Raw genomic sequence first — 22935 nt, 5'->3', positions numbered from 1 at the left:
CCATGACCGCAGCCCCTCAACCTGACGTTATCGACTGTGATGTGCTGATTGTCGGCTCCGGTGCGGCCGGTTTGTCCGCAGCCGTCACGGCCGCCTGGCACGGGCAAAAAGTTATCGTGGTCGAAAAGGATGCGGTCTTCGGCGGTGCCACGGCCTGGTCCGGCGGTTGGGCCTGGGTGCCGTGCAACCCGCTGGCTAAACGCGCCGGGATCATTGAAGACGTAGAATTGCCGCGCACCTACCTCAAACATGAATTGGGCGAGCGTTACGACCCGGCCATGATTGACGCGTTTCTGGAGGCTGGCCCGCGAATGGTGGCGTTCTTCGAGCGCCATACCCGCTTGCAGTTTGCCGATGGCAACGCCATTGCCGACATCCACGGCGACACCCCTGGCGCCGGGACTGGCGGGCGCTCGGTGATCGCCGCGCCCTATAACGGCCGCGAGGTCGGCAAGCTGCTCAAGCGGCTGCGTAAAACCATGCGCGAAACCAGTTTTATGGGCATGCCGATTATGGCCGGGCCGGACCTTGCGGCCTTTCTCAACCTGACACGCTCACTGCCGGCCGCCTGGCACGTGACCAAGCGCTTTGGCCGCCACATGATTGACCTCGCCCTGCATGGCCGCGCCTTGCAATTGGTCAACGGCGTGGCGCTGGTGGCGCGACTGGCCAAGTCGGCTGAAGACTTGGGCGTATTGCTGTGGGAATCCGCACCGGTCACATCACTCACTCAGGACGAGGCAGGCGTTACTGGCGCGGTGGTCAAAACAGCACGCGGGGACATCCGCATTCGCGCCCGCAAAGCGGTGGTGCTGGCCGCCGGGGGCTTTGCCAATGATATTGAGCGGCGCAAGGCGCTGTTTCCGCGCACACCGACCGGCCACGAACACTTGGCCCTGCCGCCGCTGGGCGTCAATGGCGATGGTCTGACCCTCGGTGAAAGCGCTGGCGGGCAGATCAACAGCGACTTGCACTCCACGGTCGCCTGGGCTCCGGTGTCCCGCGTCACGCACAGCGACGGCAGCATCGGGCACTTTCCGCACATCATTGAACGCGCCAAGCCGGGAATCATTGGCGTATTGAGCAACGGCCAGCGCTTCGTCAACGAAGCCAATGGCTACTACGATTACGTCACGGCCATGGTGGAACAAGCGCCAGCCGGTGAACCGGTCGCTTCGTGGCTGATCTGCACCCATGACTTCCAGCGCCGTTACGGGCTCGGCATCTCGCGGCCGTTTCCCATCCCCGTGGGGCCGTTTATCCAGTCCGGCTACCTGAAAAGCGCCTACACCCTGGAAGGCCTGGCCCGCGTGTGCGGCATTGACGCCAAGGGCTTGCAAACCACCGTGGACGACTATAACCGCCACGCGCAAACAGGCCAGGACCCACAGTTTGGGCGCGGCTCAACCCCGTACAACCGCAAGCAAGGCGACCCGCTGCATAAGCCCAACCCTTGCGTGGCACCGATCAGCAAAGGGCCGTTTTACGCGATCAAGGTCGAACCCGGCTGCTTTGGCACCTTTGCCGGGCTCAAAACCAACGAACACGCTCAAGTGCTGAACGCAGACGGTCAGGAGATAAAAGGCTTGTATGCGGCAGGCACGGACATGGCCAGCATCATGGGCGGGTACTACCCGGCGGGTGGGATAAATCTTGGGCCGGCCCTGACGTTTGGCTACATCGCCGGGCGGCATATGGCGGGGGTGACGCAGTACGAGTGAGGCATTGAGGTGGGAGTCAGGCGGGTTAACCTGCTCCCACATACAGCCCTTAAAAGTCGAAGAACACCGTTTCGTTCGGGCCTTGAATATAGATATCAAAACGGTACGCCGGTTTACCGTTCACTTCGCAGCGATGGGCAATCAGGGTTTCACGGCGTTGCGGTTGCTCGATCAGGTTGAGCACCGGGCATTTGCCGTTGGCCTCCGGCTCGTCGCTGAAGTACAGGCGGGTCTGCAAATGAATGTTGATCCCGCGGGCAAACAGCGACACGTTGATGTGCGGCGCCATCGGCACACCTGCGGCGTTTTTGACCACGCCCGGCTTGATCGTGTTGAGCGTCCACTCTCCGGCATCAAAGGTTGTGGCCGTACGGCCGAAGCTGTTGAAAGGCTTCTCGGCGTCGAAATGTTCGTCGTAAACGCCTTCGTGGTTGGCTTGCCAGAACTCCAGGAAGGAGTCGCGGACCAAATGGCCATTGCCGTCATGGACGTTGCCGACCAGCACAATGTGCTCGCCCGGCGCGTCAGGCTTGGCCATGTCGTTCCAGATTTCTTCCGGGCGGGACGGGTTACCGGCGGCGGCCAGCGCCAGGCCGATATGCACGTAAGGGCCAGCCGTTTGCGATGGCGTTTCGGGTAGCAGTTCGATAGGCATGACGAGGCTCCTCAGCAGTTTTCGAAGTGAGTCTTGCGCTGACCGCGCAGCACGATGTCAAAGCGATAGGCCAGGCAATCCATCGGATTGGCGGCGCCCATGTCCAGCCGTGCAATCAGACTTTGCACCGCCTCAGGGTTGGCAATCGATTTGACGATCGGGCACATAGGGATCAGCGGATCGCCTTCGAAATACAACTGGGTAATCAAGCGCGTGGCAATCGACGGGCCACTGATCGACACGTGAATATGCGCCGGGCGCCAGTCATTGGGGCCGTTGCGCCACGGGTAAGGGCCGGGCTTGACGGTACGGAAGCTGTAATAGCCCTGGCTGTCCGTGAGCGTGCGGCCCACGCCACCAAAGTTGGGGTCCAGCGGGGCCAGATAGCGGTCGTTTTTGTGGCGATAACGGCCACCGGCGTTGGCTTGCCAGATCTCTACCAAGGTGTGCGGGATCGGCTTGCCGTATTGATCGCAGACACGACCCGAGAGCAAAATCCGCTCACCGACCGGCAAACCGCCATTGTTGAAGTTCAACAGCAGGTCGTTGTCGAACTTGCCGAATTTGAGGTGGGAAAAATCAGGGCCACTGGTTTCGCTCACCGATTGCGGGATGCTCACCAGCGCCTGGCGCGGGGAACGGGCAATCGAGGTTTTGTAGTCAGGGGTCAGGGCTTTGGGGTGCCAGTTGCGGTCACGGATGATAAAGCGCCGGCTGTCTGCATCAGACATGTCGATCTCCTGTTGTTTTTATAAAGGCCAGGCGCCAGTTTTAAACAACAGAGGTTCAAGCACTATTGAAAAGGCCAATCCAAAACATAACCAAATGGTTATGGATAAACACCTTCGGCATAAGCATGCCCCAGCTCACGCAGCACCTCGACACAGCCTTGGGCCGCCACCGACATGGGCACATGGGCGTTACTGCAAATGCCGATAGAACCGCCCGGCTCACGCTGCCCGAGGTCAATTTCATGCAGTTCGCCGCTGGCCAGGTCCAGACGCACGGCATCCAGCGGGGCGATCCACACCGCATCGTTACGCAGCACGTAGCGGCGGCTCACCGTGACTGACAGGGTTTCCAGACGCTGGCGCGACTGGCTGATGCCGCACTGCACAAACAGGCTGTCAGCAAAGGTGCGGATGGTGGTGTTGGCCAGCGGCAACACCAGCGGGTAGCGTTCCAGCTGGCTACGGTCCAGCGGGCCTTGCAGCAACGGATGGCCCGGCCGCACCACCAGGGTCATCGATTCGCTGTACAGGTGTTCAAAATTCATGCCCTGAATTTCCGGGCTGTCGGTCATGCGCCCAATTACCAGATCGACATCACCGACACGCAACTGCGACAAAAGATACGCACTCGGCCCGGTCACGATACTCACCACCAGCCCCGAATGGCGGGCATGCAGGCGGCTCACCAACTCAGGCACCAGCAGGCTCTCAACGGTGGACAACACCCCCAGCCGCACCGTCCCCCCGGAGTATTCGCCCCCGCGCAAGGCGTTCACCCCTTCGCGCAAAGCCTGCACCGACGGCGTCGCATAACGCAGGAAAGCCACCCCGGCCTCGGTCAGACGGATACCGCTTTTGCTGCGCACAAACAGACTCACCGTCAGCAGCTCTTCAAGCTCCTTGAGGGTTTTAGACATGGCCGGCTGGCTAACCGCCAACACATCCGCCGCCCGCGCCAAACTGCCTTGGCGTGCCATCTCCAGAAAGCACACCAGATGACGGTATTTGATGCGGGTATCGATGTTCACAGGGGTCGTACTCATAGCTAATCGGCGGGCCTATTCAACCACTTACGTCCAAGGTCGCAAACTGCATTAAGAAATCTCAATTTATATACCCTGTAGTCGCTGTCGAGGCACGAGGCTGCGAGGGGTTTCGAATCAACCCTGGACAGCGGTCCTGCGGCCCGCATCGCAGCCTCGTGCCTCGACAGCGACTACAACAATTGCAGCGTTTTAGCGTCGTATGTAAATCTCTCAACAAACGTCTGACAGCCGGGCTGGCGCTGTGCCTACCGAGCAGCAACACTCAATAAACAGATTTATCAGAGGAATCCTCCATGCAATGGAAAAAAGGCCGCCGTAGCGACAACGTTGAAGACGTGCGCGATCAACGTACCGGTGGCGGTGGAGGAATGCGCATCGGCGGCAGTAAAGGCTTGAGCCTGATGGCGGTGGTGGTGATTGTCGGGATTGGCCTGCTCACCGGTCAGGACCCTTTGCAGATTCTCGGCCAGCTCAGCGGCCAATTGACGGAGCAGTCGTCACCTCAGGTGACGCAGCAAGCAGGCCATGCGCCGCCTGCCAATGATCAGCAAGCAGACTTTGTACGGGCGATTCTGGGCGACACCGAAGACACTTGGCGCCAGGTGTTTCAGCAGTCAGGTCGTACTTATAAAGACCCGACGCTGGTGCTCTTTCGCGGCCAGGTCAGTTCGGCCTGCGGCTTTGCAACGGCGGCCAGCGGGCCTTTTTATTGCCCGGCTGACCAGAAGGTTTATCTGGACATGAGTTTCTTCCAGGAGATGGCCCAACGCTTCAAGGCCGCCGGGGATTTTGCCCAGGCGTATGTGATCGCCCATGAAGTGGGGCATCACGTGCAAACGCTGTTGGGGGTTTCGTCAAAAATGCAGATGGCCCGCCAGCAAGGCAAACGCATGGAGGGTGACGGCGGTTTACTGGTACGTCAGGAACTGCAAGCTGACTGCCTGGCCGGGGTGTGGGCCAACCTTGCGCAAAAACGTCACGACTGGCTGGAACCCGGCGACATCGAGTCCGCTCTAAATGCTGCCACTGCCATTGGTGATGACCGTTTACAACAGCAGTCACAAGGGCGCGTAATGCCCGACTCGTTCACCCATGGCACTTCTGCGCAACGCGTGAGGTGGTTCAAGACCGGTTTTGCCAACGGCGATATTAATCAGTGCGACACCTTTTCGGCAGCGAGGCTTTAAATGGCAAAACGGTTGATGGCAGTCGTCGGTCTGGTGCTCGCGTGTTCTTCGGCGATGGCCGCAGAACACGGGGTCAAAGTGTTAAGCCCCGATCAGATGAAGATCGGCGCGAGCGAGCTGAATATCGGGCTCAGTCAAAACTGGAATCAACCGTTGCCCGATGTGCAGCGGGCGCTGATTGTGATCCATGGCCGCTTGCGCAATGCGCAAACCTATCTGGAGAGTGGCGAAAAAGCCGCGACGCAAGCCGGACAGTTATCCACAACCCTGGTGATTGCGCCGCAGTTTCTCAACGAAAGCGATGGCACCCGCCACACGTTGCCCAACGATGTGCTGCGCTGGCACGCCAATGACTGGATGGCCGGCGAGCCCGCGATCAGTCCGACCCCCTTGAGTTCGTACGCGGCCATAGACCAGATCCTGCAACGCCTGGGCAACCGCAAGTTGTTCCCCCATTTGCGTGAAGTGGTCATCGCCGGGCATTCGGGCGGTGCACAAGTGGCGCAGCGCTATGCCCTGACCACCCAGGCGGACAAAGCCCTGGAGGCCGAAGGCATCAAGGTGCGTTACGTGATTGCCAACCCGTCGTCCTACGCTTATTTCGACAAGCAGCGCCCGGTGCCTACCTTTGATCCGGCCAACTGCCCCGGTTTTAATACCTGGAAATACGGGCTGAAAGACTTGCCCGCCTACGTGGCCGGGCAAAAGCACCACACGCTTGAGCAAAACTATGTGAGCCGCGACATTACCTATTTGCTCGGGGCCAAAGACACCGACCCCAACCATCCGGCGCTGGATAAAAGCTGCGAAGCCGAAGCCCAGGGCGCGTATCGCTTGATACGCGGGCACAACTACTTTGACTACCTGACCCAGCGCCATCCGCAGGGGCTCAACCAACGCTTGGTTGAAGTGCCGGGGGTTGGCCACAACGGCGATGAAATGTTCACCTCGCCAGAAGGGCAAAAGGCGCTGTTCGCAAGGTAAGTTCGCCCTGCTCTTTGTAGGAGCGAGCTTGCCTCGCGATCTTTTGATCGATTAAAAGATCGCGAGGCAAGCTCGCTCCTACAGAGGTGGGGAGTCAATTCAGCAGTTGGTGGAGTTCGGCGCAGTCTTTGGCGTGCCAGTCGGTCAGTTCGGGCCACGGGTTGTCCGGGACATTGACCAACACCGTTTTGCTCCCGGCCGCACGGCCGCATGCCAGGTCAAAGCGGTAATCGCCCACCATCACCATGTTCGACGGCGCGACAGCCCAGGCTTGCGCCAACTGCAGCAGACCATCCGGGTCGGGTTTGTGCGCGGCGTTCTCGCGCCCCAATACGTCCTGCGGCGCAAAGCACTGATCCAGACCAATCGCCTTGAGGGTGATGTGCGCCAGCTCTTGAGCGTTACGCGTCAGCACGCCCAGGCGGTAACCACGGGCAGCCAGGTCGCGCACCAGCTCGATTGCGCCCGGCGCTGGCGTGGAAGCCAATGCCAATTCGCGCTCATGCTCCAGCAACCAGGCATGCTTGGCGGCCGCTTCGTCAGCGGGCAAGCCGTTGAGGTGGGTCAGGATGTCGTCTTCGGGCGGGATGCCCAATGCCTGACGAATCGCCGCAAAGTCATGCACGGCGAGGGTCAGGGTGCCGTCCATGTCGAACACCCAATGCTTGATGTCCTTGAGTGTCATGCCCAATCCTTGCGGTGGCGGATTAGGCCTTCCTGCGTCACAGAGGCGACCAGTTTGCCCGCGCGGTTGTAGACACTGCCGCGCGAGAACCCGCGCGAGTTACCGGCCCACGGGCTGTCCATGGCGTAGAGCAGCCAGTCATCCATGCGCAGTTCGCCGTGGAACCACAACGCGTGGTCGAGGCTGGCCACTTGCATGTCGCGTTGCCACACGCCTTTGCCATGGGGCAACAACGAAGTGGTCAGCAAGCCGAAGTCCGAGGCGTAGGCCAGCAGGTACTTATGCAGGGCCAGGTTGTCGGGCAAGGTGCCGTCGGCGCGAAACCACACGTATTTGATCGGGTCGCTGACCTGGGGGTTGAACGGGTCTTCACCGACCACCGGGCGGAACTCGATGGGCTTGGCACACAGCAGTTTTTCACGCATTGATTCAGGGATCAGGTCCGCGCGCTGGCGAATCATCTCAAGCTCGGATGGCAGGTTTTCAGGCCCCACCACGTCGGGCATCGGGTTTTGATGTTCAAAGCCGTTCTCATCGTATTGAAACGACGCGCTGCTGGTGAAGATCGGTTGGCCCTTCTGGATGGCTGTCACCCGGCGGGTGCTGAAGCTGCCGCCATCACGCACCCGGTCAACCTGGTACACCACGGGCAAACTGGCATCGCCGGGGCGCAAAAAATAGCCGTGCAATGAGTGCACGTGCCGAGCGTCTTCTACGGTCTGGCTCATGGCCGACAACGATTGCCCCAGCACCTGACCGCCGAACAGCTGGCGAAAGCCCAAGTCCTGGCTGCTACCGCGAAAGAGGTTCTCTTCAATCGGTTCCAGGGTCAACAAGTTGACCAGATCATCCAATACTTGGCTCATTCAGACTCTCCTCACACAGAGCAATACCGTCGTAATCTTCGCTACGTCGGCCAACAAAAAATTTCGGCTCAGGCCTCAGCCCGTTTAACCGTGCAACGTTTCCAGCCACTGTGCCCGTGAAATGCGATACAGCACATGCGGCCTTAGTGGATGACCTTCAACCAGCTTGGGATGTTCAAAGTCGCCGTCCAGGTCACGTTGCATGCCGATGGCCTGCATGACCTTTTGCGATGGCAGGTTGGGCTCGCTGGTGAACGACACCACTTGATCCAGCGCCAGCCGATCAAAGGCGCAGCGCAACACCGCCCAGGCCGCCTCACTGGCGTAGCCCAACCCCCAATGTTCAGGCGCCAGTCGCCAGCCTATTTCAACAGCCGGGGTGAATGCAGCGGCAAAACTGACATTTAACAGCCCGGTGCAGCCAATAAAGGCGCCGGTGTCTTTACGCTCCAATGCCCACATACCGTAGCCGTATTCGGCAAAGTGACCGCGAAAACGGCCAATCAGGGCTGCGCTTTCGAGGCGACTCAGGGGCGCCGGGAAGTACCGCATCACCTGCGGATCCGCGCACAGGGCAGCGAACTCTGGCAAGTCGGTGTCACGCCAGGGGCGCAGGCGCAAACGCGGACTTTCCAACTCTTTGATCTGCTCCATCAGGCCTCTCCAGTGGTTACCGGGCTTTGCACATGCCCAGCAGTGTACAGCGCTGTTAATATCCAGCGCTCGTTCCGACGTGAAATCCTTATGCCCGTACCGCTCATCTACCACGAAGACTACAGCCCGGAGTTTCCCGCGGAGCATCGCTTCCCGATGGACAAGTTCCGCCTGCTGCACGATCACCTAATCGACACCGGGCTGACCCGCGACGCCGATTTGCTGCGCCCCGAGCTGTGCCCTGTGGATATCCTCGCGCTGGCCCATGACCGCGCCTATATCGAGCGCTACATGGCCGGCGAACTGGCCCGTGAAGATCAACGCCGCCTGGGTTTGCCCTGGAGTGAAGCCCTGGCGCGGCGGACCATTCGCGCCGTGGGCGGCTCACTGCTGGCCGCCGAACAGGCCCTTGAACACGGGCTGGCCTGCCATTTGGCCGGAGGCACCCACCACGCCCATTACGATCACCCGGCGGGCTTTTGCATCTTCAATGACCTGGCGGTGATCAGCCATTTTTTGCTGGAAAGCGGCCGGGTGAACCGCGTGCTGATCTTCGACTGTGACGTGCATCAGGGCGATGGTACGGCGCGGATTCTTGAACATACGCCGGAGGCCATTACCGTTTCCCTGCACTGTGAAAAGAATTTTCCGGCACGCAAGGCGCAAAGCGACTGGGACATCGGCCTGCCCATGGGCATGGGCGACACCGAGTATTTGCAGGTGGTCGACGAGGCGCTCAATTACCTGTTGCCGCTGTATCAGCCGGATCTGGTGTTGTACGACGCAGGCGTGGATGTGCATAAAGACGATGCCTTGGGCTATTTGAAGCTGACCGATGAAGGTGTCGCGGCACGGGATGAAAGCGTGATGCGCCATTGTCTGGGCCGGGATATTCCGGTGATGGGCGTGATTGGCGGCGGCTACAGCAAAGACCGCAAGGCGCTGGCACGGCGCCACGGGATCTTGCACCACAGCGCGCAGAAGGTCTGGTTGTCATCAGGCGGTCATTAAGCTGTGGGTCTTTTACCCACAATGCCTGTGGAACTGCCTGTGGATAACCTGAGTGAAAGCCCTTGCAGGCCACGGTGCGTATGGCCTGCAGAAAGCTGTACGTTTTTCGTACAGCCCTTGCCTGTGCAAGAGCGAGGTTGCCTCGCGATCTTTAAAAAGATCAAAAGATCGCGAGGCAACCTCGCTCCTACACAGGGTATTGGGTGTTCCTCAGGTAGAATGCCCGGCTTATTTCGCCGATTTGCAGCCTTGCCATGACTGAACCCACGTCCTCCCCTTCCCCGCACGTCGCCATTATTGGCGGTGGCCCCGCCGGTTTGATGGCTGCCGAAGTGCTGAGCCAGGCGGGCGTGCAGGTTGATCTGTTTGACGGCATGCCGTCGGTCGGCCGCAAGTTTTTGCTCGCCGGTGTCGGCGGCATGAACATCACCCACTCCGAACCTTACCCGGCGTTTTTGTCGCGTTATGCCGAGCGGGCGCCGCACATGGCGCCGTTGCTACGGGCGTTTGATGCGGATGCCTTGTGCCAGTGGATCCACGACCTGGGCATCGAAACCTTTGTCGGCAGTTCGGGCCGGGTGTTCCCCACCGACATGAAAGCTGCGCCGCTGCTGCGCGCCTGGCTCAAGCGCCTGCGCGAATCCGGCGTAGTTATCCACACCCGCCACCGCTGGCTGGGCTGGCAAGCCGACGGCCAGTTGCGCATCGACAGCCCCGAGGGCGAAAAACAACTCAAGCCGGATGCCGTGGTATTGGCCTTGGGCGGCGGCAGTTGGGCACGGCTGGGTTCTGATGGCGCATGGATGCCGCTGCTGGCAGAGCGCGGCGTCGAATTGGCGGCCTTGCAGCCGAGCAATTGCGGGTTTGATGTGGCGGGCTGGAGCGAGGTGCTGCGCAGCAAATTCGCCGGGGCGCCCTTGAAGAACATCGCCATTGCCCTGGAGCACAGCGCACCACGCTTGGGCGAATGCGTGATCACCGCCAGCGGCATTGAAGGCAGTTTGATCTATGCCTGGTCTGCGCCGATTCGTGAGGCCATCAACCAGCATGGCGCTGCGACGATTCTGATCGATCTGTTGCCCAACAAGCCTGTGGATAAAATCGCCGCGGCCTTGGCCAAGCCGCGCGGCTCACGCTCAATGAGCAAGCATTTGCACAGCCAGTTGGGTCTGGACGGGGTAAAAGCAGCGCTGTTGCGCGAGCTGGCCCCGGCCGATGACTTCAACCACCCGGCGCAGTTGGCCAAAGCGATTAAAGCCCTGCCCCTGACACTGATCAAGGCACGCCCGCTGGACGAGGCCATCAGCAGCGCCGGCGGCGTGCACTTTGAGGCACTGGATCACAACCTGATGCTCAACGCAGTACCGGGTGTGTTCTGCGCGGGCGAGATGCTGGACTGGGAAGCCCCCACCGGCGGCTACTTGCTCACCGGCTGCTTTGCCAGCGGGCGCGCCGCAGGGTTGGGGGTTTTAAGCTGGTTGCAAGCACAACGCTGATCATTTGTTGCCTCGCGATCTTTTAAAAGATCGCGAGGCAAGCTCGCTCCTACAGACAGGAGAAAGGGCCGGTTATGGCTTGCGCTTGCGCGGGCCGGTGTTGAATACCGGGACTTTGCGCACAGGCTTGACCGAAGGCTCGGCCGGGGCCACATCGCCGCTGTCCACCCATTTGCCCAGGTTGCGCTTGCCGCCACCGCCTGCTGCTTTAGGCTTTTTCGGTTTCTTCGGCTTTTTGACCACCTGGCCCGTAGCATCAGTTTGCGGCACGCGGTGCTCTGGCTCGAAGTCAGGCTCTTCGTGGCGGGTCAATGTCTGACGGGTCAGCACCTCAATCGCCGACAGCATGTTCACTTCGTCCGCACAGACCAGCGAGATCGCCTCGCCTTTCTGGCCCGCTCGGCCGGTTCGACCAATGCGGTGAATGTAGTCTTCGGCCACGATCGGCAAGTCGAAGTTGACCACCAGCGGCAGGTCGTCGATGTCCAGGCCGCGCGCGGCGACGTCGGTGGCGACCAGGATCTGCACTTCGCTGGCCTTAAAGCGATCCAGCGCACGTTGGCGGGTGGCCTGTGGCTTGTCGCCATGGATGCCGTCCGCGTTGATCCCCAGGCCTTGCAGCTTGCCCACCAGCTCATCGACACCGTTACGGGTCTTGGCGAACACCAGCACTTGCTTCCAGCGCTGGGTGCGCAGCAAGTGCAGAAACAGCTCTGACTTGCGCTTTTTATCCACCGGGATCACCCACTGCTTGACGCTGCTGGCCGCCACGTTACGCGGGCTGACTTCGATGCTCAGCGGGTTGTCGAGCATTTGCCCGGCCAACAGGCGAATCGCATCCGAGAACGTTGCCGAGAACAGCAGGGTCTGGCGCTTTTTCGGCAAGGCACGGTAAATGTCGCGCAGCTCTTCGGAAAAACCGAGGTCGAGCATGCGGTCGGCTTCGTCCAGAATCAGGGTTTGCAGCTGGTTGAACTTGATTGCGTTCTGGCGATACAGGTCGAGCAAGCGGCCCGGGGTCGCGACCAGCACGTCAACGCCTTTGCGCAGCTTCATCATTTGCGGGTTGATGCTGACTCCGCCGTACACCGCATAGGTGCTCAACGGCAGGTGCTCGGCGTACTGGCGAATGTTCTCGTGAACCTGTTCGGCCAGTTCGCGGGTCGGTACCAGCACCAGCGCGCGGATCGAGTTGCTGGTGACCTTTGGCCCTTCCATGGTCAGCAATTGCAGCAATGGCAAGGCAAATCCGCCTGTTTTGCCGGTGCCCGTCTGGGCGGCGGCCATCAGGTCACGGCCTGCCAGCACTGCGGGAATCGCTTGGGCCTGAACCGGGGTGGGGGTCTTGTAGCCGAGCGCCTCAAGGGCGCGCAGCAAGGGCTCGATCAGGCCAAGGGTGGCGAATGTCATGGGAATACCGTCGAAAAAGGTCTGCGCAGGGGTGCATAAAGTGCAATGGCGCGCAGTTTACCCTAATTCAGACGGTTTTCTGCTTGCGCCACTGCGGCAACCCGATCAACACCACGGCGCTGATGATCACCGCCATTGCCAGGCACTCTTCGACGCCAATGCTCTCGCCCGCAAACACGATGCCCAGCATCACCGCCACGGCCGGGTTGACGTAGGCATAGCTGGTGGCAGCCGCCGGGCGCACGTTTTTCAGCAGGTACATGTAGGCGCTGAAGGCGATGATGGAGCCGAAGAACACCAGATACAGCAACGCGCCCCAACCTGCGGCAGTGGGCAGATGGGTCATGCGTTCGCCGCTGAGCAGGCTGCCGGCCAGTAGCACCGCACCTGCGGTGATCATTTCGGCGGCGCTGGCCATGGCCCCTGCGGGCAGCGGCAAATGACGGCTCCACACCGAGCCGAACGCCCAGGCGGCAGCGGCAAAGAGAATCATCGCCGCGCCCAGCGGGCTGGCTTGCAGGTTGGAGCCGAGGTTAAGCATGCCGATGCCGATGAGCCCGAGCGCGATACCGGCCCATTCCAGGCGGGTGTTGCGTGCGCCCCAAAAGTAACCGAACAACAACGTAAACAGCGGCACCGTCGCCACGGCCAAAGCCGCAACGCCGGAGGCCACGCCAGAGTGCTCGGCCAAGGTCACGCCACCATTGCCGCAGGCCAGCAACAGAAAACCGATCATGGCTGCCGAGCGCCACTGCACAAACGTCGGTGCAGGCGCCCCGCGCCAGCGCATAAAGCCATACATCAAACAGCCCGCCACCAGAAAGCGCACCCCGGCCATCATCAACGGCGGCCAAGACTCAATCCCGATGCGAATCACCAGATAGGTCGAACCCCAAATAACGTACAACGCAAAAAAAGCACCGATCAGTTGTAACGGGAAACGACGTGCGGCAGGCATGGGGGCAGCTCGGAAGGCAAAGGCAGGGGACTTGGGATTCTAGACAAAGGGCTGCGAAATAATAAGTAACAGAACGCACCAAAAGTGACCCGTACACTTTGAGGCAGTTCATCGTGTAGGAGCGAGCTTGCCTCGCGATCTTTTAAACGATCAAAAGATCGCGAGGCAAGCTCGCTCCTACACGGGAATAAACGTTTTAAACCCCGCTATAACGCTTCAGGTGTTCGTTGATCTTCGCTGCCGGGACTTTCTGCAACTTGCACAGCAGGTCGTGATCCAGCGCTTTCAACCCGTGCTGCTGGCGCAGTTGCTCGGCCAGGTAGGTCATCAGGTTGGCGGCCATTTCCGCATCGGCCATGGCCCGGTGAGCCTGCCCGGTGTGGGGCAAGTCGGCAAAGGCGGTCAGGGTACCCAGCTTGTGGTTGGGTGCGGCCGGCATCAGCCGCCGGGCCAGCAACAGAGAACAGGCAAAGTTCTGCAAACGGGTGCGCTTGATGCGGCCCATTTCAAAGTCCCAGAACTTTTGGTCAAACGCCGCGTTGTGTGCCACCAGCGGGGTAATCCCCACGAACTCGTTGACCTCGTTCATCACCCGCTCGGCAGGCGGCGCGGTGCGCAGCATGGCGTTGCTGATGCCGGTCAGTTGCTCGATGAATCCCGGTACCCGCACGCCGGTGTTCATCAGGCTTTGGTAACGCTCGACGATGCGCCCCTGTTCAAGTATCACCACGGCAATTTCAGTGGCCCGGCACGAACTGCTCGGCGAAAGCCCGGTGGTTTCAAAGTCGATGACCGCAATGCGTTCCAAACCTGATCAATCCTGTCAAAAATGAGCGTTATTTAAGCAGCAAGTTGCCTTCAATCGGCACGTAGCGAGTGGCCGCGCGGATCAATGAGTTGGCGGTCAGGCCGGGCACGCCATAGGCCACGGTCTGGACCCCGTGCTTGTTGGCAATGCGTTCAAGCAGCAGGTCAAAGTCGCCGTCACCCGAGGCCAGCACCACTTCGTCGACATTGGCTGCCGAGTCCATGATGTCGATGGTAATGCCCACGTCCCAGTCGCCCTTGGCCGAGCCATCGCTGCGCTGAATATAAGGTTTGAGTTTTACCGTAAAGCCCAGGTTGCGCAAAATTTGCTGGAACTGCTGCTGTTTGCTGTCGCCCCGGTCAATGGCGTAGGCGTACGCCTCGACAATTTCACCGTGCTGGCTGATATCAGCCCACAGCGCCGCGTAGTTGAAATGGCAGCCATAGGCCTGGCGAACCGTGTAATAGAGGTTCTGCACATCCGCGAAGACCGCAATTTTTTTCACCGGCAAACCTCTTGAGGCCCAGGCAAGCGGGCAGGTAGGTAAAACACAAGGCAGCAGTATGCCAGCCTGCCGAGGGTTTGCGCGGATAAACCGCCCAGCGAGCCATTGGTCGCCAGGCGTTGGAGGATCAGACGAAGGAATCGTCGTCTGAATAGAAGCTGTCATCGTCGTTGAAACCGCCGCCATCAAAGCCGGAGCGGTCGTTGTTGGCGAACTGCTGGTTGTCGTTGCCCCAGCCATTGCCGCCCGCCGATGTCGGCTCTTCGATGATTTCTTCAATCACTTGCGGCTGCTGATGATGGCTGAACAAGCTGCTGATGCCCTGGGCGAGCATCACGCCACCAGCCACACCGGCTGCTGTTTTCAAGGCGCCCCCTAGAAACCCGCTGCCTGCTGCGGGCGCTGCTGCCGCTGGTGGCGGCGCGTAGGCCGGCGCTGACACAGGCGGCGCTGACACAGGCGGCGCTGAAGACGGGCCGTCGCGCCAGCCGCCGGAGCTTGCTGGAGCATTGAATGACTGGCTCGGTGCGGGCGCCGGAGCTGGCTCACGGCTGCCGCCACCAAACAGGCTGGACAGAAAACTGCCGCCCGTAGAGGCCGGCGCAGGAGCCGCCGCAGCGCGGGCTTGCTGCAATTCGGCTTGCAGTTGTTTGTTCTGCTGATCGAGCTGCTTGATCGCCGCCTCTTGCACCAGAATCGCCTGGGTCATGAAATAAGGCGCCAATGGCTGGCGTGCAATGTGCTCGTTGATCAGCGACTGCGCTTGAGCGTCTCGCGGGGCCGCCTCTCGTTCCGCCTGTTGCAACCGGGTAAATAGCCCGTCAATCAGGGTTTGCTCTTCGCTGTTCATGACGACCTCGTTGGATTGTCGAAAAATCTGCTAACCGCCTACTACAGTAGGCACTCAAAAGTTATGGGGACGTTACGAGAAGTTTCAATGAACCTTTACCCAGCTTTACATTTGCTAACCGTCGCGTGTCATCGGTTAAAGTGGCGGACTGTTTCCAGACTGCTGAAACCTGACAATGAATCCGCTTACCGTTCTTCGTGACTCTCTGTACTTCATCCAGCGCAACCTCGGCCAAGTCATCACCCTGTGCTTGCCCTTGGTGATTCTTGAAGCCGTGCTGCAATACGTTGTGGACGACGCGGTAGGCCCGAATGCGTCACAGGGCTACGCGCTCATCGTCGGCCTGCTGGTCTACCCGTTGTACACCGGGGCGCTGATTGTGTTCCTCGATGCCCGCAGCCGTGGCGAAAGCCCGAGCAACCGCGACGTGCTGGCCCGGGCGCTCAGCCTGTGGCCAAAGTTCGCCCTGCTCGCCGCCATCAGCACGCTGTTGATTGTGCTGGGGCTGTCGATGTTCTTTATTCCTGGCATCTACCTCACCGTGGTCCTCGCGTTTTCCGAGTACAACCTGGTGCTGCGTGGTCAGCCACCGCTGACGGCCATCAAATCGAGCCTGATCATGAGCCGTGGCCATTTCTGGCGGATCTTCGTCTGCATTCTGGCGGTCATGGGGCCTTTGCTCCTGCTCAAGCAACTGAGCTTTTCGCTGGTCCCTGAAGACACCAACGCGGTGGTGACGGTGGCACTGGAAAGCTTCAACAGCTTTTTGCAGTTGTTCCTCTCGGTGGTTCTGTTCCGGCTCTTTATGTTGATAAGCGAAAAGTCCGACGCATAACCAAGAAAATTTCCTATACCCAGAGCCTTGGGGGGCCGCGCTGCCGTCAGGTATGCTCGGCACCTCCTTCGCCCCTCATAAGCAGAGCCCATGCCACGTATACTGCGCCCCACTGTATTAGGTTTAGTGCTGAGCTCCGCGGTTGTGGCTGGCCTGATTTACAGCGTTACGTGGCGCCCGGACGCTAAAGAGGTGCTGGCAGTCAGTTGCCCTGTCGCCGCCCCCACGCTGGTGGCCGGGCAAGCGATCAAGATCATGACCTGGAACGTCCAGTACCTGGCCGGCAAGCGCTATGTGTTCTGGTACAACCTGATCGACGGCAGCGGCCCGGATGACCGCCCTACCCGTGAAGACATGGCCTTCAGCCTGGATGAAGTGGCGCGGGTGATTCGCGATGAGCAGCCCGACCTGATCCTGCTGCAAGACCTCGACGAAGAAGCCAAGGCCAGCGACTATCAAAACCAGCTCGCCCTGTTGCAGGAACGTCTGGTCGACCTCTACCCGTGCAGCACCCAGGCCTTTACCTGGAAAGCCGACTTTGTTCCCGACCGGCATATTTTCGGCAGCGTCGGGCGCAAGATCGTCACCCTCAGCCGTTACCAGATCGAACACGCCGAGCGCCTTCAATTGCCGGTGGCCGAGAGCAACCTGATCAGCCGTCAATTCCAGCCCAAGCCCGCCATGCTGGTCAGCTACCTGCCGCTCAATGACGGTGGGCAACTGGTGGCCATCAACACGCAACTTGATGCAGCAACCCTCAACAACAGCAACCTCAAGCACCAGATGCAAGCGGCGGCAGCGCTGGTCGACAAATATGAAAGCCAGGGCACGCCGTGGGTGATTGGCGGCAACTTCAACCTGCTGCCCATCGGCCAGTTTTTGCGCCTGCCCGCTGAACAGCGCTTGGGCTACTCACCTGACAGCGAGCTGCATCTATTGTGGGAAAAGTACCCGATGCTCCCCAGCAACCCGGAAGCCACCGGCATCGACCGCGAGCAATGGCTGACCTTCTTTCCCAACAACCCCATCGTAGGCGAGCCTGACCGCACCCTCGACTACCTGTTCTACAGCCCCAAACTGCAACGCGTTGAAGGCTATGTGCGTCAGGAAGATACCCAGGCCGTGTCAGATCACTTGCCGGTAGTCGGGCGGTTCTTGCTGCCGGCTGACTGAGCGCCCCCCGGGCCCTCAGGGCAGTCATCCGACACGTTCAAACCGGAAAACCGCCTTGCGCAACGACGGCTCGGAATTCGGATGTTGCTCAACATGCCGCCAAGTGACAGCAAGTTGAACAACAGCCCACCAGAGCGCTACGACAATTGCTTTACACGCGGATCGGCAATCACATAGTCATTGCCATTCCCCGATGGTGTCAGGTTCTGAATGAAAACCCGTTGGCTGGCGATCGTTGCCCTAAAGGTAATGCTAATAACATGCTCCACCCCATCCCTAGGGATTGCAGGGACATTACTGACAGCGTCGTAGCACCCAATCTGAATGTGCGGATTATAAGCACCTGAGGCCCCCGTGTGATTACCGACGTTCACTGAGAGATAGTAGGACCTTCCCTGGATGAGGGTAAAGTCCTTGTACATAATCACGCCACTAAAGTCACCGTTACTATTCGTAGTATTGGCAAAATACCTCCCATTAAAGACCCCGCCACTAGATGCCGGCCCTAACACCCATCCATTCTGACCATATGTAAAATCGGTGATGTCATCAAGCCAAGGGAGTTTTTTGACTATTTTTATATTGTTCAATACGGGAAACAAGACCGCGTTACCCTCAACGCCATTACTGTCGAATAGCACGCGAAGTTGAACCGTGAAGGTGGAATTGTCGAGCAGTTTATCCAACTCGGTTCTCACCAATATACCGTTCAACCCCGCCGTTTTCTCCGCCAGACTAACGACCTCCCCCTGCGCAACGACAATCGTATAGGGCGAGCTGTCTTGCGCCAATGTACCGATGACACTGATCCAATACTTTTGCCCAACACTGATCAACGGCCATGGTGCAACGGTGATATGCGCATCACCGTCGAAAATCCCCAAATCCAATACACCTGCGACCTCCTCAATAACGTCCGGTGTTGGCAACTCAACTGTTGGGTTCTGGAACTCAAGCACCTGCAATGGCAAGTTCAACGACATGTCATAACCGCCATTACGACCGACGGAATAAAAGGCAACTATCGTTTTACCCAAGGTCGGCGCAATCCGGGGGACATCAATCATAAAATCTACATACCCCAACGCTCTATTACCCGGTTTGTTAGGGAAGTTGCCATCGCCGTTCCAGTTAATGCCAATAATATCGGTGTCGAGCATCCCGTCATACCTGACCCGCAAGGTTGCGCCTGCCGCCGCATTCATCGGGTTAAGGACATCCCCCGATGCTTCAACTACAGAGGGCGCTGGCGGCTGTTGCGCCACAGGTATTTTGACAGTGTAGGTTCTTTCATCCGAGTCACGGGTGCCACCTGTTCCGGCAAAAATGACCGTATAACTAAAGGTCAATTCAGTGGCATCACCGAAGTCCGAAAAATTGTCTTTGCCGATGACAAATACAAATTGCTTGTCAACGTCGGAGTCTTCCAGTGTCTGATCATCGCTGCCGTTAAGCGGATCACCCTCGCTATTGTTACCTTTCCAACTAAGGAAAACCCGGTCATCTTTCGCCATCCCAGGATAAGCCGGCAACGAAATTTGGGCGCCGGTAACAGGCAAGGTTGCAGGCTCGAATACACCGTCAACCAGACCATTTTCCAGGGTAGGCGCAGGTAACTTAACTTGCGTACCGATCACAGCAAACATGACTGTGCGCGACGGCAGGGGTATGCCTGTGGCGGCAGGGGTAAGAGTGTATGAGGCCACGGTGGTGGTCCCCCCCACGAACAGCGCCACATCATCCTCAGGTACATTGAACTTGAGCCTGCTGCTCGGGTTGGTGCCAGTGACCTTGAGTTCATAGCTCTTTTCAATCAAGGCGCCTTGTGCGTTGGTGCCCTTCCAGTACAGCGTTACCGTGTCGTTAACAGTGAAAACGGGGCCCGGGGTTTTAACCATGACCGGGCTGGGGGCCGTCAGTTCGTCATGGTCCAGCACGCCATCGTTGGCATCGATGACATCCGGCGCGTCAAGCAGGGTCAGGTCGGTGTCTACATTGATCAAAGTCGCCGCAGCGTTGAGCGACCAGTTGTTTACAATGTCACGCACTTCATAACTGACAGGTAACTCATCCGCATTTCCAGCGTTGCGAATATCGGTTTCCGTCACTTGGATCACCAGCGGCTGGCCGACCTGAGCCGCTGTCAAGGCAGGCTGCCTGATGGGGTAACCGCCCCAGTTAAGGGTAACAACATCACCTTCGAACATGTTGCTCCAAGCCGGGATAGTGACCGTCGCGCCCTGTGCAATGTTGCCCTTATCGATGGCCAGAGGGGTCACTGTCGCGACCAGCATGGCTTCATTGATATAAATGGTTTCAGGCAAGTTGCCTGCGCTGTAGGGGTTGCCGGGCACCGTGGTTTTAATCAGGCAGGGCATATCGTCGGAGGGTATAGCGTTCCCGAAAGAATCAACAAAATTGTAGTAGAGCGAACCAAGCCCTTCTTTTGCCAACAACACTTCAGCCACCCGAATAGACAGGGACACCATGATCTCTTCGCCAATGATTGGGCGAGTGGCGACCAGCCGCTCATTGCCATCACTGCCCTTCCAGTACAAATCAATTGAGTCTCCAGGGAGCGCGATAGAAATGGGACCACAATGGACAATAACGTCAGCCGTCGGATCTGCGCGCAGGGCCAAGTAATTGAGGCCGCCATTCACCGTGACATCATCAATAAAAGGCATCGGGAAAACAGCGTTGATTTTAATTACTTTATTGATGGAAGCAGATTTTATCGTTTTGAAGGACATGAGAGTAACTCCAACCAACTTAGAGAGTTTTTAAAACAAATCAGACAGCAAGAAAACGCTTCTGAGTTTTAAAATTCAGCACTAGAGGCAAGCCCCCTTTGACAAAGGACGCCTACCTCTACATCAAAAACCCATCATTATTATTGCGGTAGACGTGAATCTATGTTGACCTTCGTTGTGCCTGCAGCAGTAGCTATGGTCGACCCTGCAGGCGTGACGGTATAATCAATTTTTCCACTTCCTTGAAAGCCAGCAGACCCTTCAGGTGTAGTCGCCAAGCTCAGAAAGAAGCCATTGGCTGGCAAAGTAATAAATGAATCACTGCTAACTTCCGCCAACGTAACCTCATGCGTACCGACTATACGGGTAAACGGTATTTCATCACCGTCCGGGCGCCCAGCAAAACCGCCTTTTTGGGCAATATAGGTATAGTCGATTTTGTCATTAAACTTTTTATTTTCATAAAGAGGAATTTTAATCACACTGCCGTCGAAAGAGTTCACTTTATTCAGAGCATATTGATTTGGAAAGGAGGGCCCCAACTTAATCTGTTCGGTCCATTCCACTAAGGGTAGACCACCCGGTCCACCTGGCAATTCAGGGGCACTTTCAACCGTGACCGTTTGGTAAGGAGAAGACGCGTGATTGAAAATACCCGGGAACCCAACCAGAGGCCGAGAGCCTCGGTAGGTCACCGTAATACCCCCCCCCGCTACTTGGTGTTCAGCTACCTGGATATTAAGAACCAAATCGATACCAGCAACTTCGTCCGCAAGGAGTACCCTTTTACTGTCCGCTATAACAGTTCCCACCGGGGAGCCTTCAGGCGGGGTACCGTTCCAATAAACAGTGACAATATCATTCTCTTTAAAGGCTGGAACAGCTGGGGTTGTGTTAGTTAGCCAAGGGATGGTAATGGTGGCAGGTAAAGTTCCGTCGGCCACCGTTATTACGTTGTCTGTCCGACTGGCTCCTCGAACAGTAGGAAGTCCAAGATTTTCGTTCCAAGGGGTGCTTGGATCAGGATCAACTGTGCCCGGAACGCCCAAATCAACAACCACAGGTGTAGGAGGGGAGATGCCAAGCAACATTAACTTGCCACTGGTACCCTCTTTATAAATTTCATAGGTAACATCAAATGCGCCAGATTTTTGCTGGAATATCCGAGCGGCAGTAGCTGTAATATCTTGGGCAGTGTTACTTGCAATAATCTTAGCCGGCGGTAGCTCTTCCCCGCCCCAATAAACGATAACCCATAACCCGGCAACTACGTCTACATGAGCAGGAATCGTAACGGCTACGCCGCCTCTTGCTTCCGCTTCAGTGATCACGTTATTTGAGACCATTGCAGCAACTGGAGGCGCCAAAAGAGTTGTTATTGCGCCAGCCAATAGTGTTTCGAATTCTCTGGGCTTTGACATTTCGCCCACATTGCCTGCTCGATCTGTAATCTGATACGTAAACGTTTTCAGACCATCACCAGCAGCAATAATTTGCTGCGCACTGTACGTAAAATCAACGGAAATTAATTTAATACCTGTCGCAGGGTCCCCTACATAAACGGGGACTCCGGGTTTATCGTCTACATAAGGCACAAGTTTATCGTCGAGCGCGATCCCTTGGTAACTGCCAATGATTGCGGGTAACACATCACCATTATCCGCCAACAACTTTGCCGTAATACCGTTGTCCGCTATTTCAGTCTCCAACGCACCAAACCCGGCGGGTGAGAAACCAAAAAGTCCACCAGGTTTGACCGTATCCACAATGAACGTAGTGCCAGCACTAAACTCCAGGTTGGTTGCGAAAGAATCGGCAAACACGAACCGTAGAGTATGACTACCGTCTGTAAGACCCAATGTAGGGAGTCCCGCTTGAATTACGGTACCGGGAAGATCCGTTGCCTTAACAAGAAGTCTAATGAAAATAGCATCTGCAAGATCATCTGAATCTACAATCAGGTATAACCCATCATCGTCTTCAACAGTGTATTCACTGGCATCAGGAATCGTAACAGATATAGAAATTGTAGAGCCCACTGCACTCGCCAGCAATAGATTGTCCACAACCCCGTCACTGCGTTCAGGTGCTAGAACTGTTGCTGGAAATCTTGGTTCTTGGGTTATTGCAAGAAGCGGAAATGAAGAAGCCGCGCCACGCGCCGCAGCACGCAGTTTGGCAACGCGAGACGTTTCAGGAGGTTGACTGGCGCTAGTCAGCCGAGTCGGTGAGGTTTCAATGATACCATTCGAGCCAGTTATCAAACTTTTCATTATGAAACTCCGCTATATGTTTAGGACAATTAAAGCCATCACAAGCTTCTTCTATTTAAAGTATTTCAATCCAGCTGGGCGCATCGAAACTAATCGCTTCATATGTTGACACGAATCACACAACAAGTTGATTGCATATATAGTTAACGCCAAATCGTTACAAAGCGATAGCTGTCAAATATTACAGTTGACAAAATATTTTAAGAGTGGCACGGCACACCGATACAAAAAATATCAGAAACAGCCAAGACCTTCATTTGTAAGCCTATTGTTACTTGCACTGCATGTAACCGTATTAAAACGCAGAGTAAAAAAAACGCGATACACCGAAGAG

Annotated in this window: 20 protein-coding genes; 7 read left to right on the top strand and 13 right to left on the bottom strand. The window is 57.7% G+C overall.

Going from position 1 to position 22935, the window contains the following annotated elements; translation table 11 throughout:
- Positions 1 to 2: 2 nt before the first annotated feature.
- Positions 3 to 1721 carry an FAD-dependent oxidoreductase gene (locus ACJJU9_RS03370; protein ID WP_407730057.1) on the top strand — a complete coding sequence of 573 codons (1719 nt, stop codon included), beginning with the start codon at positions 3 to 5 and terminating at the stop codon, positions 1719 to 1721.
- A 49-nt stretch (positions 1722 to 1770) separates the two neighbouring features.
- On the opposite strand, the gene pcaG is transcribed toward ACJJU9_RS03370, so the two are convergent.
- The 3 genes from pcaG to pcaQ form a co-directional block, all read right to left on the bottom strand.
- Positions 1771 to 2376 (bottom strand): protocatechuate 3,4-dioxygenase subunit alpha, encoded by a 606-nt coding sequence (gene pcaG / locus ACJJU9_RS03365; RefSeq protein WP_048367476.1) that lies wholly within the window; start codon positions 2374 to 2376, stop codon positions 1771 to 1773.
- Positions 2377 to 2387: 11 nt separating this feature from the next.
- Positions 2388 to 3107: a protocatechuate 3,4-dioxygenase subunit beta gene (pcaH, locus tag ACJJU9_RS03360; RefSeq protein WP_048367478.1), complete on the bottom strand. Its 720-nt coding sequence runs from the start codon at positions 3105 to 3107 to the stop codon at positions 2388 to 2390.
- Between the two features lie 98 nt (positions 3108 to 3205).
- Positions 3206 to 4135 (bottom strand): pca operon transcription factor PcaQ, encoded by a 930-nt coding sequence (pcaQ, locus tag ACJJU9_RS03355; RefSeq protein WP_407730942.1) that lies wholly within the window; start codon positions 4133 to 4135, stop codon positions 3206 to 3208.
- 311 nt (positions 4136 to 4446) lie between these two features.
- On the opposite strand from pcaQ, the gene ACJJU9_RS03350 reads away from it, so the two are divergent.
- Both ACJJU9_RS03350 and ACJJU9_RS03345 read left to right on the top strand, forming a co-directional pair.
- On the top strand, positions 4447 to 5340 hold the full coding sequence (locus ACJJU9_RS03350; RefSeq protein WP_407730056.1) for a neutral zinc metallopeptidase: 894 nt from the start codon (positions 4447 to 4449) through the stop codon (positions 5338 to 5340).
- Complete coding sequence (locus tag ACJJU9_RS03345) at positions 5341 to 6324, top strand: alpha/beta hydrolase (protein ID WP_407730055.1); 984 nt, start codon at positions 5341 to 5343, stop codon at positions 6322 to 6324.
- A gap of 94 nt (positions 6325 to 6418) precedes the next feature.
- Here the strand turns inward: ACJJU9_RS03345 and ACJJU9_RS03340 are convergent, their stop codons facing one another.
- The 3 genes from ACJJU9_RS03340 to ACJJU9_RS03330 all read right to left on the bottom strand — a co-directional run bounded on the left by ACJJU9_RS03340 (position 6419) and on the right by ACJJU9_RS03330 (position 8529).
- The gene (locus tag ACJJU9_RS03340) at positions 6419 to 7009 is read right to left on the bottom strand and encodes an HAD family hydrolase (RefSeq protein ID WP_048390604.1); all 591 of its coding nucleotides are present in this window, start codon (positions 7007 to 7009) and stop codon (positions 6419 to 6421) included.
- Positions 7006 to 7875: an acyl-CoA thioesterase II gene (gene tesB, locus ACJJU9_RS03335; protein WP_123752060.1), complete on the bottom strand. Its 870-nt coding sequence runs from the start codon at positions 7873 to 7875 to the stop codon at positions 7006 to 7008. Before tesB ends, ACJJU9_RS03340 begins: the two co-directional genes overlap by 4 nt.
- 84 nt (positions 7876 to 7959) lie before the next feature.
- Entirely contained in the window at positions 7960 to 8529 is a 570-nt protein-coding gene (locus tag ACJJU9_RS03330) for a GNAT family N-acetyltransferase (RefSeq protein ID WP_123752059.1), read from the bottom strand.
- A gap of 90 nt (positions 8530 to 8619) precedes the next feature.
- On the opposite strand from ACJJU9_RS03330, the gene ACJJU9_RS03325 reads away from it, so the two are divergent.
- A complete protein-coding gene (locus tag ACJJU9_RS03325; RefSeq protein WP_407730054.1) occupies positions 8620 to 9540 on the top strand; it encodes a histone deacetylase in 921 nt (306 codons plus the stop codon).
- Between the two features lie 254 nt (positions 9541 to 9794).
- Positions 9795 to 11036: a TIGR03862 family flavoprotein gene (locus ACJJU9_RS03320; RefSeq protein ID WP_407730053.1), complete on the top strand. Its 1242-nt coding sequence runs from the start codon at positions 9795 to 9797 to the stop codon at positions 11034 to 11036.
- Between the two features lie 72 nt (positions 11037 to 11108).
- Here the strand turns inward: ACJJU9_RS03320 and ACJJU9_RS03315 are convergent, their stop codons facing one another.
- From ACJJU9_RS03315 to ACJJU9_RS03295, 5 genes are all read right to left on the bottom strand, one after another.
- Positions 11109 to 12446: a DEAD/DEAH box helicase gene (locus tag ACJJU9_RS03315; protein WP_153336354.1), complete on the bottom strand. Its 1338-nt coding sequence runs from the start codon at positions 12444 to 12446 to the stop codon at positions 11109 to 11111.
- Between the two features lie 67 nt (positions 12447 to 12513).
- Positions 12514 to 13404, bottom strand: coding sequence for a drug/metabolite exporter YedA (yedA, locus tag ACJJU9_RS03310; RefSeq protein ID WP_407730052.1), 891 nt, complete (start codon positions 13402 to 13404; stop codon positions 12514 to 12516).
- Positions 13405 to 13600: 196 nt separating this feature from the next.
- On the bottom strand, positions 13601 to 14212 hold the full coding sequence (locus ACJJU9_RS03305) for a PolC-type DNA polymerase III (RefSeq protein ID WP_407730051.1): 612 nt from the start codon (positions 14210 to 14212) through the stop codon (positions 13601 to 13603).
- A gap of 28 nt (positions 14213 to 14240) precedes the next feature.
- Entirely contained in the window at positions 14241 to 14717 is a 477-nt protein-coding gene (locus tag ACJJU9_RS03300; protein WP_048367811.1) for an NYN domain-containing protein, read from the bottom strand.
- Positions 14718 to 14844: 127 nt separating this feature from the next.
- Complete coding sequence (locus tag ACJJU9_RS03295; RefSeq protein ID WP_407730050.1) at positions 14845 to 15567, bottom strand: DUF2076 domain-containing protein; 723 nt, start codon at positions 15565 to 15567, stop codon at positions 14845 to 14847.
- 175 nt (positions 15568 to 15742) lie between these two features.
- Here ACJJU9_RS03295 and ACJJU9_RS03290 point away from each other — a divergent pair, with 175 nt between their 5' ends.
- Both ACJJU9_RS03290 and ACJJU9_RS03285 read left to right on the top strand, forming a co-directional pair.
- The gene (locus ACJJU9_RS03290; RefSeq protein WP_123752053.1) at positions 15743 to 16402 is read left to right on the top strand and encodes a YciC family protein; all 660 of its coding nucleotides are present in this window, start codon (positions 15743 to 15745) and stop codon (positions 16400 to 16402) included.
- Positions 16403 to 16492: 90 nt separating this feature from the next.
- Entirely contained in the window at positions 16493 to 17575 is a 1083-nt protein-coding gene (locus tag ACJJU9_RS03285; RefSeq protein ID WP_407730049.1) for an endonuclease/exonuclease/phosphatase family protein, read from the top strand.
- Positions 17576 to 17712: 137 nt separating this feature from the next.
- Here the strand turns inward: ACJJU9_RS03285 and ACJJU9_RS03280 are convergent, their stop codons facing one another.
- Together ACJJU9_RS03280 and ACJJU9_RS03275 are read right to left on the bottom strand one after the other, a co-directional pair.
- Positions 17713 to 20328 carry a hypothetical protein gene (locus ACJJU9_RS03280; protein ID WP_407730048.1) on the bottom strand — a complete coding sequence of 872 codons (2616 nt, stop codon included), beginning with the start codon at positions 20326 to 20328 and terminating at the stop codon, positions 17713 to 17715.
- A gap of 140 nt (positions 20329 to 20468) precedes the next feature.
- Positions 20469 to 22601 (bottom strand): hypothetical protein, encoded by a 2133-nt coding sequence (locus tag ACJJU9_RS03275; protein WP_407730047.1) that lies wholly within the window; start codon positions 22599 to 22601, stop codon positions 20469 to 20471.
- Positions 22602 to 22935: the final 334 nt, after the last annotated feature.

It is taken from the genome of Pseudomonas helleri (genome assembly GCF_045830615.1).
Lineage (GTDB): Bacteria > Pseudomonadota > Gammaproteobacteria > Pseudomonadales > Pseudomonadaceae > Aquipseudomonas > Aquipseudomonas helleri.
The sequence above is the reverse complement of the archived record's forward strand: the minus strand, read 5'-3'. Positions and strand labels throughout refer to the sequence as shown.

What these genes read in the sequence shown, in the direction of transcription:
- ACJJU9_RS03370 (WP_407730057.1), top strand. Translation starts at nt 3, where the DNA reads ATGACCGCAGCCCCTCAACCTGACGTTATCGACTGTGATGTGCTGATT.
- pcaG (WP_048367476.1), bottom strand. Translation starts at nt 2,376, where the DNA reads ATGCCTATCGAACTGCTACCCGAAACGCCATCGCAAACGGCTGGCCCT.
- pcaH (WP_048367478.1), bottom strand. Translation starts at nt 3,107, where the DNA reads ATGTCTGATGCAGACAGCCGGCGCTTTATCATCCGTGACCGCAACTGG.
- ACJJU9_RS03350 (WP_407730056.1), top strand. Translation starts at nt 4,447, where the DNA reads ATGCAATGGAAAAAAGGCCGCCGTAGCGACAACGTTGAAGACGTGCGC.
- ACJJU9_RS03345 (WP_407730055.1), top strand. Translation starts at nt 5,341, where the DNA reads ATGGCAAAACGGTTGATGGCAGTCGTCGGTCTGGTGCTCGCGTGTTCT.
- ACJJU9_RS03340 (WP_048390604.1), bottom strand. Translation starts at nt 7,009, where the DNA reads ATGACACTCAAGGACATCAAGCATTGGGTGTTCGACATGGACGGCACC.
- tesB (WP_123752060.1), bottom strand. Translation starts at nt 7,875, where the DNA reads ATGAGCCAAGTATTGGATGATCTGGTCAACTTGTTGACCCTGGAACCG.
- ACJJU9_RS03330 (WP_123752059.1), bottom strand. Translation starts at nt 8,529, where the DNA reads ATGGAGCAGATCAAAGAGTTGGAAAGTCCGCGTTTGCGCCTGCGCCCC.
- ACJJU9_RS03325 (WP_407730054.1), top strand. Translation starts at nt 8,620, where the DNA reads ATGCCCGTACCGCTCATCTACCACGAAGACTACAGCCCGGAGTTTCCC.
- ACJJU9_RS03320 (WP_407730053.1), top strand. Translation starts at nt 9,795, where the DNA reads ATGACTGAACCCACGTCCTCCCCTTCCCCGCACGTCGCCATTATTGGC.
- ACJJU9_RS03315 (WP_153336354.1), bottom strand. Translation starts at nt 12,446, where the DNA reads ATGACATTCGCCACCCTTGGCCTGATCGAGCCCTTGCTGCGCGCCCTT.
- yedA (WP_407730052.1), bottom strand. Translation starts at nt 13,404, where the DNA reads ATGCCTGCCGCACGTCGTTTCCCGTTACAACTGATCGGTGCTTTTTTT.
- ACJJU9_RS03295 (WP_407730050.1), bottom strand. Translation starts at nt 15,567, where the DNA reads ATGAACAGCGAAGAGCAAACCCTGATTGACGGGCTATTTACCCGGTTG.
- ACJJU9_RS03290 (WP_123752053.1), top strand. Translation starts at nt 15,743, where the DNA reads ATGAATCCGCTTACCGTTCTTCGTGACTCTCTGTACTTCATCCAGCGC.
- ACJJU9_RS03285 (WP_407730049.1), top strand. Translation starts at nt 16,493, where the DNA reads ATGCCACGTATACTGCGCCCCACTGTATTAGGTTTAGTGCTGAGCTCC.
- ACJJU9_RS03280 (WP_407730048.1), bottom strand. Translation starts at nt 20,328, where the DNA reads ATGTCCTTCAAAACGATAAAATCTGCTTCCATCAATAAAGTAATTAAA.
- ACJJU9_RS03275 (WP_407730047.1), bottom strand. Translation starts at nt 22,601, where the DNA reads ATGAAAAGTTTGATAACTGGCTCGAATGGTATCATTGAAACCTCACCG.